Origin of the sequence: Algoriphagus confluentis, assembly GCF_036245625.1 — a bacterium.
Taxonomy (GTDB): domain Bacteria; phylum Bacteroidota; class Bacteroidia; order Cytophagales; family Cyclobacteriaceae; genus Algoriphagus; species Algoriphagus confluentis.
Genome location: NZ_BTPD01000012.1, coordinates 80,866 through 97,873, shown reverse-complemented (window position 1 = coordinate 97,873; position 17,008 = coordinate 80,866). Strand labels below are relative to the sequence as shown.

Sequence of the window (17,008 nt, the reverse complement as noted above, 5' to 3'; positions counted from 1 at the left end):
ATCTATTTGTACCAGGTTAAATTAATGATTCAATAATAAGAACATGAAAAGATACAGCCAAAGCCCTCCCAGAAAATGCCAGTATGTCGTGGCCATCTCCATGGTGTTCATGGCTTGTGAATGTACCTTCAATCTGAAAGTCGAAATTAGCACAATAATCAGAAATAGTAAACCACTGATCAGATGCAAGGCATGCATTCCTGTGATTACGTACAAAAACGAACCTGCAGGATTGCCTACAAAGAATACTTCACGATCCACCAAAGCAATCCAACTATACCACTGTCCGACCAAAAATCCAATTCCTAACAGGACGGTCAGCACCATACCTGTACGAAGATTGGCAAAATTGTCTTTCTTGGCAGAAAAATAGGCCCACTGCAAGGCTAAAGAACTAAGAACTACAATTCCAGAGGTAATCCAAAAGACCTCAGGAAGATCATATTCCAACCAGTTTCCTTCTGCTTGCCTCACAATATATGCACTTGTCCAGGCCGCAAAAAGCATGACTACTGTGACCATAAACAGCCACAAGGCAAACTTTTTGGGATGCATGCTGATCGGCTGTTCGACCATATCTACGTACTTCAATTCTCTCTCCATCACTTAAGGCATCTTATCCAACAAATACGCTATCTGCACAATGGGCAGGTAGAGAAATGATCCAAACATAATCTTCAAGGCAGACTTCCTACTGCAATCTCTCATCAGGGAGAAAGTCTGTGCCAAAAACAGCACTCCACAGATTGTAGCAACAATTCCAGAATTGATCCCGGTAAGCCCAAAATAAGACGGTAGCAAACCCAGAGGAAGTAGAAACAAGGTGTAGATCATAATCTGAATCGCAGTATTCAAATCCTGACCTCCACCACTGGGCAAAAGTTTAAAACCTGCTCTTTTGTAATCTTCATCAGATACCCAAGCAATAGCCCAAAAGTGAGGGAATTGCCAAATAAACTGAATCCCAAAGATGATCAACGCTTCATGGGAGATAGCTCCTGTGGCTGCAGTCCATCCCAACAAAGGAGGCATTGCTCCAGGGATAGCACCTACAAACACTGCAATAGGTCCAACCCGCTTCAGAGGAGTATAGACAAATACATAGAGTACCATACTCAATATCCCCAACCAAGTAGTCAATGGATTGGTAAATACCCAAAGCAAACCAACTCCCACTAATGCTACCACTACAGTGAACCAATACGCTTCCTGCAGAGAGATGATGTTCAGGGGTAAAGGTCGGTTTTGGGTTCTTTTCATCAGCCGATCCAAATCCCGCTCCATAATTTCATTGGCAGCACCCGAGGCTCCCGAAATCAAAAAACCTCCCAAGGCTAAACCCAAAAACCCGGTCCAGCCAAAACCTATTCCCCGATCGCCAAGGATATATCCAAAGACGGCGGAAAAGGTCACCAATGCAGATAATCTGATTTTAATCAAATCTGCATAGGCCTTGGCTCTCACCAAAAGGAAGCTTCCTATAGAATGGTCAGTTGCATTAACTGTACTCATTTTTACTATTTAATTTAACTTAAATTGAACTTGATCTTTCAATTGGAGGATAAGCATCAGCTGTATTCCCAAAATCAAAGACCCAAAGACTAAATGAAGCGGTTGGAGGAATGCAGGAATACCAAAGTAGGCCATACCAATGCCTGTTGCTATTTCCAGAAGCAAAACCAACATCAACACTTGACTCCATATCTGAACCTTAGACTTACGGACTGCATATTTGAAAGCCCAAAAGAAATAAAGAACATGTACAGCCAAGAGCAATAAGGAAAAAGATCGATGGATGATAAACTTGAGTCCAATTTGATCAATCCACTCTTCTCTCATCAAATTTCCGAATGCGAAAGAAATTCGGTCAATCTCCTCACGAACCTGAGTTCCCAATACTACCTGAATCAGCATCAGGATGGCTCCAATGATTAAAATCCATCTCACTTTGGAGGGAATTTCTACTCGTACTCCATGCTCAGCCTGCAGTCTTTCTGACCGATGATTAATGTACAACAAAACCCCCACAAGCGCTAAAGCGAGAAGCATGTGTATCGTGATCATCCAAGCCAACAAGTTGGTGGAGACAACAATGGATCCAATCCAACCCGTGAACAGAACCAAAAGCAGTGCAACAAAAGCAAGGATCGGAATCATTTTATCAATCTTCCATAGCTTCAATGACTTCCAAAGCGTAAGAATGATCAATAAACCAATCACAACACCGATCAGACGATTGATGTATTCTATCCAGGTTTTTGTGGCATTGAATTCCTCCTCAACCAAAATGGACTTGTCGTCTGCAATTTGCCGGGCGGTATCTTCAAAGCCTAATTTTTCAAGTGTAGCTACAAACCTTTCGTTTTTAGCCAATCTCTGAGCGAGATAAATCTCCTGATAATTTTTTGGGAGCTGATCCACATGTGTAGGTGGAATCACGCTCCCAAAACATTTTGGCCAATCGGGACATCCCATTCCGGAGCCGGTGCTCCTGACGATCCCACCAACCAGTATGAGGAAATAAACAGCTGCCACCGTCAAGAAAGATGTCCGGCGGAAGCTGTTTATCAATTTATCAGTGTTTGTTTTCATTGGCGACCAATACCTCAGACTCCTCCTTCATAATCTCCTCTTCCAACTTCACCAACTCCTGTTCATGAGGCAGATTGGATTCTGGGGTTTGAGAGTAAGGTACAGTCTGTGGAATGAAGTCTTCAACAGCACCCGGCTTAGAGTAATCATAAGGCCATCTGTAAACAGTAGGGATTTCTCCAGGCCAGTTACCATGCCCTGGGTTGATAGGCGTAGTCCATTCCAAGGTAGTAGATCTCCAAGGGTTAAGAGTAGCTTTTCTACCTCTGTACATGCTGTAGAAGAAGTTGAACAGGAAGATAAACTGTGCTGCAAATGTGATGATAGCAGCAACAGACACAAACATGTTCAGATCTGTATACATGTTGGTGAATTCAAAGTTGGTCCAAGAGTAATATCGTCTAGGAAAACCGGCAATCCCGATGTAGTGCATAGGGAAGAATACCATGTATACGCCTACGAAAGTCAACCAGAAGTGTACATATCCTAATCTCGCATCCATCATTCTTCCAAACATCTTAGGGAACCAGTGGTATACACCAGCCAGCAATCCAAAGAAGGAGGCTGAACCCATTACCAAGTGGAAGTGCGCCACTACAAAATAGGTATCATGAAGCTGAATATCGATAGCAGAGTTACCTAGGAAAATACCAGTCAAACCACCGGAGATAAAGAAGGAAACCAAGCCGATAGAAAACAACATCGCAGGAGTAAAGATCAAGTTACCTCTCCAAAGTGTAGTCAGGTAGTTAAATACTTTTACTGCTGAAGGAACCGCAATGATCAAAGTGAGGAACATGAAGATCGAACCCAAGAATGGATTCATCCCTGAAACGAACATGTGGTGAGCCCAGACGATGAAGGAAAGAATAGTGATTCCCAACATGGAAATAATCATCGCCTTGTAACCAAAGATTGGCTTTCTGGAGTTTGTGGCAATTACCTCAGAAGTAATACCCAAAGCAGGTAAGAGAACGATATAAACTTCAGGGTGACCCAAGAACCAGAATAAGTGCTGGTACAATACAGGGCTACCTCCTGTGTTAGGTAAAGCTTCACCACCGATATAGATATCGGAGAGGTAGAAGGAAGTACCAAAGCTTCTGTCAAAGACCAATAACAAGGCTGCAGCAAACAACACAGGGAAAGACAATAAACCAATTACAGCAGTGAGGAAGAATGCCCAAATGGTCAATGGAAGTCTTGAGAAAGACATTCCTTTTGTTCTCAAGTTAATTACTGTAGTGATATAATTGATACCTCCAAGAAGAGAGGAAGCGATAAAGAAAGTCATCGCAATCAACCACAATGTCATACCCAATCCAGAACCTGGAATAGCTTGTTCCAGAGCTGATAGTGGAGGATAAACTACCCAACCACCTCCGGCCGGACCGGTTTTGATGAATAAAGAAATAAACATGATCACACTGGAAAGGAAGAAGAACCAGTAAGAAAGCATGTTCATAAATCCTGACGCCATATCTCTGGCACCAATTTGTAGAGGAATCAGGAAGTTAGAAAAGGTACCACTAAGCCCGGCAGTCAATACAAAGAAAACCATGATAGTACCATGCATGGTTACCAAAGCCAGATAAAAAGTAGGATCAAGTGCTCCTGTCTCAGTAATCCAACCTCCCAAAAGTGGTCGTAACCACTCAAGATTCATTTCCGGAAATCCCAATTGCAACCTAAAAAGGATGGAAAGGAATCCGCCAATAATCGCCCAAAAGATACCGGTGACCAAGAATTGCTTCCCGATCATCTTGTGATCTTGGGTGAAAATATATTTTGTTATAAAATTATCATGATGCTCGTGATCGTGATGATCGTGCGCATGTACATCATGATTTGCTACAGATGCTGTTGCCATAACCTATAATTTTATTTTTTACTTTCGCTCAACTGAATATCTGCCAATTCTTTCATTTCAGCAGGAAGATTTTCTGCAAGGGAAGGGTTTTGCTGAATAAAAGATTTCTGTTCCGCCAACCACTTCTGGTAAGCTTCTGGCTCTACTACCTCAATCACCTTCTTCATAGAGAAGTGCCCACGCCCACAGATTTCTGTACAAGCGATTTCATACTCAAATTCCGGATTGTTCAATTCTGCTCTCATTTCTTCGGTTGTCTTGGTAGGGACAAACCAGAAACGGGTAGGCATTCCGGGAACAGCATCCATTTTCAATCTCATATGTGGTGCGAATACGGAATGCAAAACATCACGAGCTCTGATTTTGAAAAGAACAGGTTCACCCTTTGGAATAACTACTTTTGGCGAAGGGAAATCATCGATCGCATTTTTATCGGTGAAATCCACCCCATGCGAATTGGAAGCCGTTATCAATCGATAATCGTAGTCTCCCAACACATTGTCTTTGCCAGGATATCTCACGTCCCATGCAAACTGATATCCCATGATTTCTACAACATGAGCATTTTCAGGGGCAGGTGCGGTGATATCGGACCAAGCCATCCATCCCGTAAGTACCAAACCGGCGAGCACAACGCCCGGCACAGCAGTCCAGATGACTTCCAGCTTGTTGTTGTCAGGGTAAAAGGAGGCTTTTCTGTTTTCCTTATACTGATATTTGTAGGGAAAAACGAAAAGCAAAATGTGCGTAATCAGGAATACTACACCAGTAACAGCCATAGTCACCCAAAAGAGCTGATCTGTAATTACCCCATGTTCAGAAGCTACAGGCAACTGATAGTTGTCAAATTCTTTAATGGAATACCAAAACATGAGAATGCCAGTTCCCACTAAGAACAATACGAAAAGAATCGCATTGATCTTGTTACTTCCGGATGCTACTTTTTTATCCGAGCCTTTTACAACCGATACCAAGGTTTGAATTCTGTAAACCATCCAAATGATGGATAACAGCAACAAAACCCCTACTCCAATCAGAAATCCGTACATACCTTATTTTTTTCGGATAGTTAATTAAATGTGATGATGATAGCTTTCTTCAAGCATTGGATGATTTTTCGCAATCAGGTTCTTCTTCGCCAAACCACTTAACACAACCAACGCCACCGCGGAACCATAAACCAGGAACATTCCTACTTCCATCAGACCGATGCCTCCATTGTGTCCTAAAGTACCCGGCTGAATCATCAGGAAGAAATCTATCCAATGTCCAACCAAAAGAATGGTACAAACCAATTTGAGGAAAACTCCGTGTCTTTTGGAATCCCTTGTCATTAAAACCAAGAAAGGGAGCACAAAGTTTAGTGCAATGTTCACAAATATAAATCCTCCATACACATCACTCTGAAGCCGCTCCAAAAAGTAGACGGATTCTTCAGGAATATTTGCATAATAGATCAAAAGAAATTGAGAAAACCACAGATAGGTCCAGAAGATGGAAAATCCAAATACAAACTTACCCAAGTCATGAACGTGGTTTTCATTGACCATTTCAAGATATCCTCTTCCTTTCAGGAAAATGGTAAGTAAAGTAATTGCAGATAAGCCCGAAACGAACCAAGAAGCAAATACATACCAGCCAAAAAGCGTGGAAAACCAGTGCGTATCAATGGACATGACCCAGTCCCAAGCCGAAATCGACGAGGAAACAGCGAAGAATACCAGGAAGTAAGCAGACCAGCTTCTCATTTTAAACCAATGAGAAGTACCCCCCAACTGATCTTCCTGATCTGAGATTTTTTTGAATTTATTGAAAAAGAAAACCCAGAAAGCAAAGAAAACAACCATTCTCAGGACGTAGAATATCGGGAAGGTTCCTTTCTCCATAGGCCAATAGAAGAATGCTCCTTTCCCATCGATGATGGGATCATAGAGTTCTTTATTGTTTTTGTCAAATAAATAGGCATGCGTCCAGTGGAAAAGGTCATGATTGGCAAGAAAGAACGTGGCAATCATCAACAAGGCAGCATAAGGCAACCAGCTACCCAGGGAAAGCATCACTCTCAAAAGAGGCGCCGACCATCCGGCTTGAGCCGCAAATTGAATTGCAAAGAAGAAAACGCCTACAATGGCGATTCCTGTGAAGAAAACATTGTTGATCCAAAGATTGGCATAAAGTCGCTCGTACCAATGAAATGCATGGCCACCTGCTTCTCCAGCTTCTTCATGGTGACCACCGGTCATTGCCATTACGATACCGATACCTAAAATAACCGCACCGATAATCAAAACGGTCATGATAGATTTTTTGGTGGCAGCGTTGAAATCGAAACGCTGATCTAAATTGTAGTGTTGTTCGCCGTGATGAGCCATGATTAATTAGCTGGGGTTACTTGTGCCTCCTCAGTAGTAACTTCTGCGCTTGCAGTAGCCTGTCCTTGGATAACTTGTTTGACATAGTGAACAATTTTCCATCTGCTCTCAGCAGGGATTTGAGATCCATGAGCTCCCATTCTTCCTTTTCCTTTGGTGATGACATGGAAAATATGACCTTCAGGAAGTCCGACATAAGCACCACCTTTCAGATTGGCGACACCACCGATTACTTCACCTGCTTTACCATCTCCTTCACCGCCTTTGCCATGACAGGCGTTACAGTACTGAAGATATAAAGCCTCACCCTGCGCCAAGACCGCATCAGAGGAAGGAACTGGATTTTTTACCAAAGCTGCCTGCTCCAATTCAAAGGTCTTCAAACGATAAGGCAAATAACCTTGCTTGTTTCGAGGAACAGTATTTTCAACAGGCTCTCTCATATTCATTCCATGAGGGTTATTGATATTGGAATTGTAAAATTCTCCTTTACCATCCTCTCTGTTGGAAAGCCATGCGCCTTGAGATTCGTCTTGAATCTGTGTCAGTGGTTCATAGGCTACGGAATGATACATCTGAGGAGCATATTCCAATCCCGGGCTGTCTCCATCTGCTTTGCAAGCAGAAAAAAAAGCCACTACCAGAACCGAACCCGTCAGTGTTAATGCATTTGCAATTTTCATATATCCGGAATTCTTATTCGAAACTTTTTTCATTTACTTCAGAAGCTCCTGAGGACTTCAGGATTTCCTTGATTTTTGCCAAGTCCATAGCCCCGTTGTTGGCAATATCCACAGCCATGATGTGCTTGTCATCTGTGCTTCTGACATCGAAGATTCTGGGTTGTGCCCAAGGCTTCAAGTTGGAGCTGACCATAAACACACCCACCATGCCGAAAGCTGCCAGCAAAACGGTCATTTCAAAGGTGACCGGAATGAAATCGGGAAACGCTGCATAATCTTTTCCCCCGATGATCATCGGCCAGTCAAAACGCATCATGTAGAATTGCATGGTCAAGGCCAAGCTGGTGCCTAACATCCCAAATAGGAAAGCAGCAATGGGTAGACGGCTTCTTTTGTAGCCCAAAACATGCTCCAATCCGTGAACAGGATACGGGGAATAGACTTCGTGGATTTTTACTCCGCTACCTCTGACTTTTTCTACAGCATGGAGCAATACGTCCTCATCGTCGTAAACTCCCAAAACAAAATGTGTATCTCTTTCCATGATTATTTTTCAACTTTTTCAGATGAAGACTTCAAGACAGATTTTACTTCAGCCATGTTGATTACAGGGAAGAACTTCGCAAAAAGGAAGAACAGGGTAAAAAACAAGCCGAAAGTGAACAAATAAACTCCCACATCTGCCCAAGTAGGATAGAACATAGCCCAAGAAGAAGGCAAATAATCTCTGTGAAGGGAAGTGACGATGATTACAAATCGCTCAAACCACATCCCGATGTTGACTACCAGAGAAAGAAGGAAAGTAGCTACTATGGAGGTTCTGATTTTCTTAAACCAGAAAAGTTGTGGAGAAATCACATTACAAGTCATCATTGACCAGTATGCCCACCAATAAGGTCCAGTGGCCCGGTTGATAAAGGCGTATTGTTCTGCCTCAACACCGGAATACCAAGCAATGAAGAATTCGGTGATGTAGGCGATACCTACAATGGAACCTGTAATGATGATTACGATATTCATCAATTCGATGTGACCGATAGTGATGTAATCTTCCAGTTTGAATACTTTTCTGGTGATAATCATCAGGGTCAAAACCATGGCAAAACCGGAGAAGATCGCACCCGCTACGAAATAAGGAGGGAAGATCGTGGTATGCCATCCCGGTATCACCGAGGTTGCAAAATCAAAAGATACAATGGTGTGAACCGAAAGTACCAATGGTGTTGCCAAACCTGCAAGAATCAGGGAAACGGATTCATATCTCATCCAAGTCTTAGCAGCTCCATCCCATCCGAAAGACAAAGCTCCGTAAATAGTCTTTCTCAAACCTGTAGCTCGGTCACGAATCGTGGCAAAATCAGGAATCAATCCGATATACCAGAAAACCAAGGAAACAGAGAAATAAGTTGAGATTGCAAATACGTCCCAAAGAAGAGGTGAGTTGAAGTTTACCCAAAGAGAACCAAAGGTATTGGGAAGCGGAAGCGCCCAATAAGCACCCAACCAAGGACGACCCATGTGAATCACCGGGAACATCGCTGCACAGATAACGGCAAAGATGGTCATCGCCTCAGCAGCACGGTTGATGGATGTTCTCCACTTTTGTCTGAAAAGCAAAAGTACTGCTGAAATCAGCGTACCGGCGTGACCGATACCGACCCACCACACAAAGTTGGTGATGTCCCAAGCCCAACCAACGGTCTTGTTGAGACCCCACATACCAATCCCTTCCCAAAGGGTGGCTGCCAGGGCAATAAATCCTAAAGCCAAGACTCCGGCAGCGGTAAGGAAAGCCAAAAACCAGGATAAGGATGGTTTTCCCTCTACCTGACGTGCAATGTCATGTGTGACGTCATGATAGGTTTTACCTCCGGTGACTAACGGCTGGCGTACGGATGAAGTAACCTGCATAGTTTATAAAATTATGATTACGCTTCGTTTTTCTCTTTATTTCTGATTTTGGTAAAGTACCAAACGTTAGGGCTAACGTTGATCTCTTCCAACACATGATACGCTCGCTCTTCTCCCACTTCCTTCAAGGCAGAAGTAGAATTCTCCTCGATTTTCAGAAGCTGGGATACTCGACTGCTAGGATCATTCATGTCTCCGAATACCAAAGCATCAGTAGGACAAGCAACCGCACAGGCTACATTGATTTCTCCATCCTGAACTTTTCTCTTCTCACGCTTTGCAGTCAGCTTTCCAGCCTGAATTCTCTGCACACACATGGAACATTTTTCCATTACACCCCTTACGCGCACGGTCACGTCGGGATTAAGGACCATTTTACCCAAGTCATCATTTTGAGCGACGTTCACTCCAGCAAAGTCCTTGTTGTCATGATACTTGAACCAGTTGAATCGACGTACTTTATACGGGCAGTTGTTTGCACAATATCGGGTACCGATACATCTGTTGTAGGTCATTTGGTTTAGACCCTCGGAAGAGTGAGTCGTGGCAGCCACCGGACATACTGTCTCACAAGGAGCGTTGTTACATTGCTGACACATCATCGGCTGGAAGGTTACCTCCGGATTCTCTGCAGCCACTTCCATCCCTCTCAAATCATCAGCTGGAGCGTCTGAAGAGTAGTACCGATCGATACGGATCCAAGCCATCTCTCTTCGGTTAAGCACTTCTTGTTTTCCGACTACAGCTACGTTGTTCTCTACCTGACAGGCAATCGTACAAGCACCACAACCAATACAGGAATTCATATCGATAGCCAAGCCCCAGTGGTGCTGGCTATACTGGTGTCCTTTCCAAAGAGAAATCTTGGAAGGTTTTACGAATTCTCCATCCTTGTAAATTTTCGGCTTATATCTTCCTGCTGAAGCATCTTGTTTATAATCAGCCAAAGTGGCTTCCTGGATGACGTTTTCACGCCCCATGAAGGTCTGATGCGTCTGCGTTCTTGCAATTTTATAGGAGTCACTCGTGACGGCAACTTCTACCCCGGCGATGATATCAAAATTGACAAAACCTTTGGATGCGTCCAGTAGGTCGTAGGCATTTACCCCAACACCATCAGCAACTCGACCTGCCTTGGTTCTTCCGTAGCCCAAGGCCAATCCGAAAGTGCCATTAGCCTGACCGGGCTGAATCAAAATGGGAACGATCAAAGACTTTCCATTGACCGTTATTTGCGCTTTCTTGGTGTTTTCTTCCACCATGGTTACTCCGTTTTCTGAAGCCCATGCTTGAGACACGGTCAGATAGTTATCCCAAGTGGCTTTCGTGATCGGGTCAGGCATTTCCTGAAGCCAAGGATTGTTCGCAAATGCACCGTTTCCGATACCTACCTTGGAATAAACCACCAATTCAGCACCAGCGTTGTCTGCTTTGTAGGCTTTGGCCACTTCTGCAGCGGCTGCAGCCACATCTCCGGAAGCCGAAACAGAAAGGGCTGTTTTATTCAGGGCAACCACTCCGTTATACAATGACGTATCCCAGAATTCCTGGAAATCACCACCTGTCTCCACTTGAGTGAAAACAGAAGATTCCCAGTTGGTCCTTAGGAAATCATAAAAATTACTATTGGAACCAGCCCAAGTCAGGAAGGAATCCTGAGCCTGACGGGTGTTAAATAGTGGAGAAATGGTTGGCTGAGCCAAGGAGAAATGTCCCAACTTGGGCTCATAATCATTCCAAGACTCCAAAAAGTGATGATCAGGAGCCACAATCTGTACCAAAGAGGAGGTTTCATCCATAGTACCATTGGTGGCGATGCTCACCTTTGCCTTGGAGATACCCTCAGCAATTTCAGCACCTCTTGCATGGTCATACACCGGGTTACAGTTGTAGAACACCACCCCTCCGATTCTTCCAGCTTTCAGTTCTGTCACAAACTGATTCATTTTGGCATCATCTCCTTTTCTGAAATGAGCAGGAGTTGAGAAATCTACAGTGGTCCCGGTATTTCCGAGCAATTCATTGATCGCATGGATTACTACTTGGACGTTCGGATCATTGGATCCAGAAACGACCAATGAGGAACCTCTGGAAGCCAAAAGATCATTGGCGGCTTTATCCAAGTGTGCAATTTCTACTTTTGGAGCAGAAACTGCAGGTGCTCCTGTTTTTGAAGCAATAGCATTGTATAAGGCCAAAACAGCTAATCCAGACTGAGAAGCCTTGATCGGAGTACGGTAATCTGCATTGGCACCGGTCAAAGAAAGATTGGATTCAAACTGATAATGTCTGGACATTTCAGGCTTTTCCTTGGTGATCTTTCTTGTTTTTGCATAAGCTGAAGCAAATTCGATCGGAGAAATCCAAGTACCTAGAAAATCAGCACCAAAGGATACGATGGTTTTCGCTTTGTCAAAATAATAGGAAGGAAGAACTGCAGAACCATAATAGGTTTCGGAGGCCTTTGTGATTCCATAGTTGGAAATAGGGTCATACATGATGACTTCCGCCCCGCCAAAGCTGTCAGAGAATAAGCGAAGCGCTTCCAAGGTAGAAGGAGAAAGGATGGTGTTGGCCACAATCTTTACTGTACCTGCAGAAGCCAGTTTGGATTTTACTTCTCCGTCTACTGTGGCCCAATCAGACTTCTGACCACCGACCATGGGGTCAGAGAAGCGCTGCTTGTCATATAGAGAAAGGACAGAACCTTCGACGATAGCACTGACTTTTCCTTTATTTACGGGAGAAAGTTCGTTTCCGTCGATTTTGATCGGACGGCCTTCTCTCGTCTTCACCACCACGGCAGCATAATCACCGCCAGCGGCAAAAGTTGATGCGTAATAGTTCGGAATGGATGGGTTGATATCCACCGGCTTATTGACATAAGGGATGGCCTTTCGCACCGGTGCTTCGCAAGCGGCCAATGAAGCAGCTGCCAAGCTGAATCCCATCATTTTCAGAAAATCTCTTCGGGAAGCACTTCCTTCTTCGGACAAACTGGATGGTAATTCAGGAAATTCCCTGTCTGCGTTCTTCACAAACTCCGGATCGTTGCTGAGTTGCTCGAGCCCTTTCCAGTAGGTTTTTTTATTTTCCTTCATTTTTATTTCTAGGAATGAATTAGCTAAAAGGATAAGGAATAATTAATAGTGGCACTTCGCACACTCCAAACCTCCGATGTCTTTTACTTTCAAAGCATCTTTAGAGTCTGAGTGAAGTTGAACCAGTTTTTCGTAGTAGACATTGCCTTCTGTGGCAATCTCTGTTTGTCTGTGACAATCAATACACCAACCCATAGTCAATGAGCTGTGCTGAGCTACCACTTCCATTTCCTGGATAGGACCATGGCAAGTTTGACACTCGATACCGCCTACAGCTACGTGCTGTGAGTGGTTGAAGTAGGCCAAGTCGGGAAGATTGTGAACTCTTACCCATTCGATGGGCTGATTATTGTCTATAGCATTGTAAATTTTCTGGATTTCAGAGGAAATTCCCTCTTTACCGCCCACATTTTGAATATGCATATGGCAATTCATACAAATATTGGCAGAAGGAATATTGGCTGATTTTCCGATTTCCACTCCGGTATGGCAGTATTGACAGGCAATCTCATATTGTCCGGCATGAAGGGCATGAGAAAAAGCAATAGGCTGAGCTGGGGCATAACCCTGCTGCACACCTACACTGTATAAGCCGTCAATAGCCGTTTTCGCAACCAAAGCCACCACTAAAGCGGTAACGATGATGATAAACGCGTCCGATTTAAATACTTTTCCAAAATCAGTTTTTTGGGAGATAAACTCTTGATCGTCTTCTTCGAGTCCCTGCTTGTTGAGATACTTGGTCAATACAGAGATGATCAATCCCAACACGACAAGAATCAACAAAAGAACAAGCACAAGCACGCCTAGGATCAAGGTTAGGTATTCATTAGGAATCCCTCCTCCCCCTCCGGCAGTGGCAGCACCGTCTGTACCCGAAGCAGCAGCGGCTGCTGGATCTACTTTGTCACCATACTCAATGTAGGACAACAAGTTGTTCAAGTCGTCATCGGTCAAGAATTCGTGAGACGGCATCACAGTGTTATTGTACTCTTTGTACAGGTTACTGTAATAAGCATTACCTGAAGCAATGACAGCCTGAGAATTTTTGATAAAGCTCTTTACCACTTCAATGGGTTGGCGTTCGGAAGAACCTCTAAGCGCTGGTCCAGTGTATTTCTGATCCAGCTTGTGGCATTGCTTACAGTTGGCATTAAATACAGTCTTTCCTGCTGAGATTGCCTCTTCGGTGTCTGCCACCGATGGATCGGCTGCATAAGCAGAAGTTCCGACCAGCAAGAAAAACAACACGGCCAGCATTTGGAAACTTAATCGAATCCCTACTAACGAGCGGTTGGATAACATATAATAGCTAATTAAATAGTTTTTAACGGTCTCAATAACCCCTGCAAAGGTAGTATCGGACGCTAATTTTTCAAATATGAATTCCAGATGGAGAAAAGTATAAGCTAATGGAAGATTCAGGCTTTATTTTACTGATTTCCAGCTTATTGCAACTTAATTTCAAGAGGTTTACTAATTTAGAATCAATATAAATAATGTGATTTTTGATTCGAAATCGTACAGCCCTGAAAATCAACTCAATTCCATAAAACTGCCTTTTTATACCAATAAAAAATCTTAAAGACAATGGAGAGTGCAAAGGAAAATAAAAGTACAGCTCTTGGTCTCTGAAAAGATAATCTTTACATTTGCATTCCTAAAAACAAAGGGTCGCGTGGCCGAGTGGCTAGGCAGAGGTCTGCAAAACCTTGTACAGCGGTTCGAATCCGCTCGCGACCTCAACAAAAAAGCATTCACTCCGGTGAATGCTTTTTGCTTTTTATCTAAAAATTATACCCTACCCTGAGTTGTATTCCAAGTTCTTGGAGAATATACTTTGCCCCCTCATTTTTTTCAAAAGGGACTACACCATGCCGCTTATAATTGGGAAGAAGCGAAAGATCAAAAGATCTCAATTTCATCTTGGCCCCCATCCCCACAAAATATCCCAGGCCACTGAGATCATCAAAGTTATTACGCTCGCTAAGCTGAAAATCAATAATCGGTCCCCCACTGACAAAAAACACCTTTCCAAGGGCATATTCAGCGAAAATTGGCACTGAGACCATGCTAAAATCCGGATTGTGAGCGATTACAATCTGGGTACAATTGATGCAACTGCTACCTGCGATAAAATCCACCTTGGAACTCAGATAAGAAACCCCGGAATTAAAAGAAAACCTATCTCCCATTTTTCTGGAAAGGATGATCCCAAACTCGAAAAATTCCCGCATATCCACCGAACCAAAGCCTAAATAATCCTCCGTAGTAGCTACCCTAGAACCTGAAATCCCCCCAAAGGATTTTATAGCATACTTCGATTGCCCGAAAGCAGCAATCCCCAAAAAGCAAAAGCCCAGCACCAAAAAGTATTTTCTCATAGGTCTATCAAGTCATTTTTTTTAAATCTATAATCTCTCCCAATTTTCAATTCATTAGAAGTATCACGAAAATGAACCCTCCAGTGCTACAACCCAAAAAAAACGCCGACTTTCCAGCCGGCGTTTTCTATTATTAATTCTTGAGTCTAAAGCCTCAAGCCTTATTTTTTACCTTCCATTTTTTCTTTCAATTCTGCCAAAGCATCGAGGTCGCCCAAAGTAGACTTTTCTGCTGGTGCAGGCATATCTACAGATTCGTTACCTTTTTTCTTTGGAGCAGCAGCCTTCTTAGCAGCCTTTGCTTCTTCTCTGAAAGTAGCGGTATGAGAAAGTACAATTCTCTTGTCATCCTTGGAGAATTCAGTCACTCGGAAGTCCAAAGCTTCACCAACTTCTACCTGAGAACCGTCTTCTTTCTCCAGATTTTTCACTGTAGCGAAGCCTTCCAAGCCGTAAGGAAGCTCAAGTACAGCTCCTTTGTCGTTTTTGGAAACTACGGTACACTTGTGAACAGAACCTACCGGGAATACAGTCTCGAAAGTATCCCATGGGTTCTCTTCCAACTGCTTGTGACCTAGAGCCAATCTTCTGTTTTCAACGTCAAGTTCAAGAACAGCTACATCCAACTCGTCACCTACTTTAACAAACTCAGATGGGTGCTTAATTTTCTTGGTCCAAGAAAGGTCAGATACGTGAACCAAACCGTCGATACCTTCTTCCAATTCAAGGAAGAGACCGAAGTTGGTCAAGTTTCTTACTACACCTTTATGCTTGGTACCTACCGCATATTTGGTAGACATGTCACCCTTAGTCCAAGGATCTTCAGTCAATTGCTTGATGCCAAGAGACATCTTTCTTTCGTCTTTGTCCAAGGTCAAAACAACCGCTTCGATTTCGTCACCTACTTTTACGAAGTCAGCCGGGTTTCTCAAGTGCTGAGACCAGCTCATTTCGGATACGTGGATCAAACCTTCTACTCCAGGAGCCAATTCCAAGAATGCTCCGTAGTCAGCTACATTCACGATCTTGCCCTGTACTCTGGAACCGATCTCCAAGTTGGCAGCCAAGGAATCCCAAGGATGAGCAGTCAACTGCTTCATACCCAAAGAAATTCTCTTCTTGTCGTCATCGAAGTCCAATACAACGATCTGAACTTTCTGATCCAACTGCAATACTTCTTCCGGATGGTTGATACGACCCCAAGAGATATCGGTAATGTGTAGCAATCCGTCCACACCACCCAAATCGATGAATACACCGAAGTTGGTCATGTTCTTGATCACTCCTTCCAATACCTGACCTTTTTCCAGGTTGTTGAGGATTTCTGCTTTTTGCTTCTCGAGATCCTTCTCGATGAGGACTTTGTGAGAAACGACTACGTTATCGTTGGCGTGGTTGATCTTCACCACTTTCACTTCCATCTTCTTGCCTACATAGATATCGAAATCTCTGATAGGCTTCACGTCGATCTGAGAACCTGGCAAGAAGGCTTCTACACCGTAGATATCTACGATCAAACCACCCTTGGTTCTTCTCTTCACCAGACCTTCGATCACGCTGTCGTGCTCAAGAGCGCTCTCGATGTCCTGCCAAGCTTTGACGATTTTTGCTTTTTTACGGGAAAGGATCAACTGACCCAAGGCGTTTTCCTGCTCTTCGATGAATACTTCCACTTCATCGCCTGGCTTGATGCCAGCTACATCACGGAATTCGGAAAGAGGTACCAATCCATCGGACTTGAAGCCGATATTGATGATCACATCCTTTTCGTTTACTCCTACTACCACCCCTTTGATCACCTCTTTTTCGGTGATTTCATTGAGGGTTCCTTCGTACATCGCGGCCATTTGCTCGCGCTGCTCTTTGGAATAGCCTTCTCCGAAGCCTTTGGTCTCGAAGTTTTCCCAGTTAAATTCTTTTGAACTAGACATATAAAATTGACTCTGATTGGCCTCAGCCGTCGAGTCATCCGGCTGAAGTTTTTTGGTTAGGAATCAACGCTTTGCACACACAAAACGAGCCGTTCACCCGAACGGACTGCAAAGGTACTGATTTTCTTTTATTTCAAGTCAGTAAAGCATAAAAATGAATGTGG

At 43.6% G+C, this 17,008-nt stretch carries 13 protein-coding genes and 1 tRNA gene; 1 reads left to right on the top strand and 13 read right to left on the bottom strand.

Going from position 1 to position 17,008, the window contains the following annotated elements; translation table 11 throughout:
- Positions 1–21 precede the first annotated feature (21 nt).
- The 11 genes from AAA943_RS17300 to AAA943_RS17250 are packed head-to-tail and all read right to left on the bottom strand — an operon-like array spanning position 22 to position 13,834.
- Positions 22–603, bottom strand: a complete 582-nt coding sequence (locus AAA943_RS17300) for a cytochrome c oxidase subunit 3 (protein ID WP_338225540.1) — start codon at positions 601–603, stop codon at positions 22–24.
- Between the two features lie 3 nt (positions 604–606).
- Positions 607–1,512 carry a heme o synthase gene (gene cyoE, locus AAA943_RS17295; RefSeq protein WP_338225539.1) on the bottom strand — a complete coding sequence of 302 codons (906 nt, stop codon included), beginning with the start codon at positions 1,510–1,512 and terminating at the stop codon, positions 607–609.
- A 9-nt stretch (positions 1,513–1,521) separates the two neighbouring features.
- On the bottom strand, positions 1,522–2,592 hold the full coding sequence (locus AAA943_RS17290; RefSeq protein WP_338225538.1) for a COX15/CtaA family protein: 1,071 nt from the start codon (positions 2,590–2,592) through the stop codon (positions 1,522–1,524).
- The gene (locus AAA943_RS17285; RefSeq protein WP_338225537.1) at positions 2,576–4,462 is read right to left on the bottom strand and encodes a cytochrome c oxidase subunit I; all 1,887 of its coding nucleotides are present in this window, start codon (positions 4,460–4,462) and stop codon (positions 2,576–2,578) included. The genes AAA943_RS17290 and AAA943_RS17285 overlap by 17 nt, the downstream gene beginning before the upstream one ends.
- Positions 4,463–4,473: 11 nt before the next feature.
- Entirely contained in the window at positions 4,474–5,511 is a 1,038-nt protein-coding gene (locus tag AAA943_RS17280; RefSeq protein ID WP_338225536.1) for a cytochrome c oxidase subunit II, read from the bottom strand.
- A 24-nt stretch (positions 5,512–5,535) separates the two neighbouring features.
- On the bottom strand, positions 5,536–6,834 hold the full coding sequence (locus tag AAA943_RS17275; protein ID WP_338225535.1) for a quinol:cytochrome C oxidoreductase: 1,299 nt from the start codon (positions 6,832–6,834) through the stop codon (positions 5,536–5,538).
- A 2-nt stretch (positions 6,835–6,836) separates the two neighbouring features.
- On the bottom strand, positions 6,837–7,517 hold the full coding sequence (locus AAA943_RS17270; RefSeq protein ID WP_338225534.1) for a c-type cytochrome: 681 nt from the start codon (positions 7,515–7,517) through the stop codon (positions 6,837–6,839).
- Positions 7,518–7,530: 13 nt separating this feature from the next.
- Complete coding sequence (locus tag AAA943_RS17265) at positions 7,531–8,061, bottom strand: DUF3341 domain-containing protein (RefSeq protein WP_338225533.1); 531 nt, start codon at positions 8,059–8,061, stop codon at positions 7,531–7,533.
- 2 nt (positions 8,062–8,063) lie between these two features.
- Positions 8,064–9,428: an NrfD/PsrC family molybdoenzyme membrane anchor subunit gene (gene nrfD, locus AAA943_RS17260; RefSeq protein WP_338225532.1), complete on the bottom strand. Its 1,365-nt coding sequence runs from the start codon at positions 9,426–9,428 to the stop codon at positions 8,064–8,066.
- 17 nt (positions 9,429–9,445) lie between these two features.
- Positions 9,446–12,529, bottom strand: a complete 3,084-nt coding sequence (locus AAA943_RS17255; protein WP_338225531.1) for a TAT-variant-translocated molybdopterin oxidoreductase — start codon at positions 12,527–12,529, stop codon at positions 9,446–9,448.
- Between the two features lie 42 nt (positions 12,530–12,571).
- Positions 12,572–13,834 carry a c-type cytochrome gene (locus AAA943_RS17250; protein ID WP_338225530.1) on the bottom strand — a complete coding sequence of 421 codons (1,263 nt, stop codon included), beginning with the start codon at positions 13,832–13,834 and terminating at the stop codon, positions 12,572–12,574.
- Positions 13,835–14,201: 367 nt separating this feature from the next.
- On the opposite strand from AAA943_RS17250, the gene AAA943_RS17245 reads away from it, so the two are divergent.
- Positions 14,202–14,272, top strand: a tRNA-Cys gene (locus AAA943_RS17245).
- 44 nt (positions 14,273–14,316) lie between these two features.
- On the opposite strand, the gene AAA943_RS17240 is transcribed toward AAA943_RS17245, so the two are convergent.
- A complete protein-coding gene (locus AAA943_RS17240; protein ID WP_338225529.1) occupies positions 14,317–14,913 on the bottom strand; it encodes an outer membrane beta-barrel protein in 597 nt (198 codons plus the stop codon).
- A gap of 161 nt (positions 14,914–15,074) precedes the next feature.
- Positions 15,075–16,844: a 30S ribosomal protein S1 gene (gene rpsA, locus AAA943_RS17235; protein ID WP_338225528.1), complete on the bottom strand. Its 1,770-nt coding sequence runs from the start codon at positions 16,842–16,844 to the stop codon at positions 15,075–15,077.
- Between the last annotated feature and the right edge of the window lie 164 nt (positions 16,845–17,008).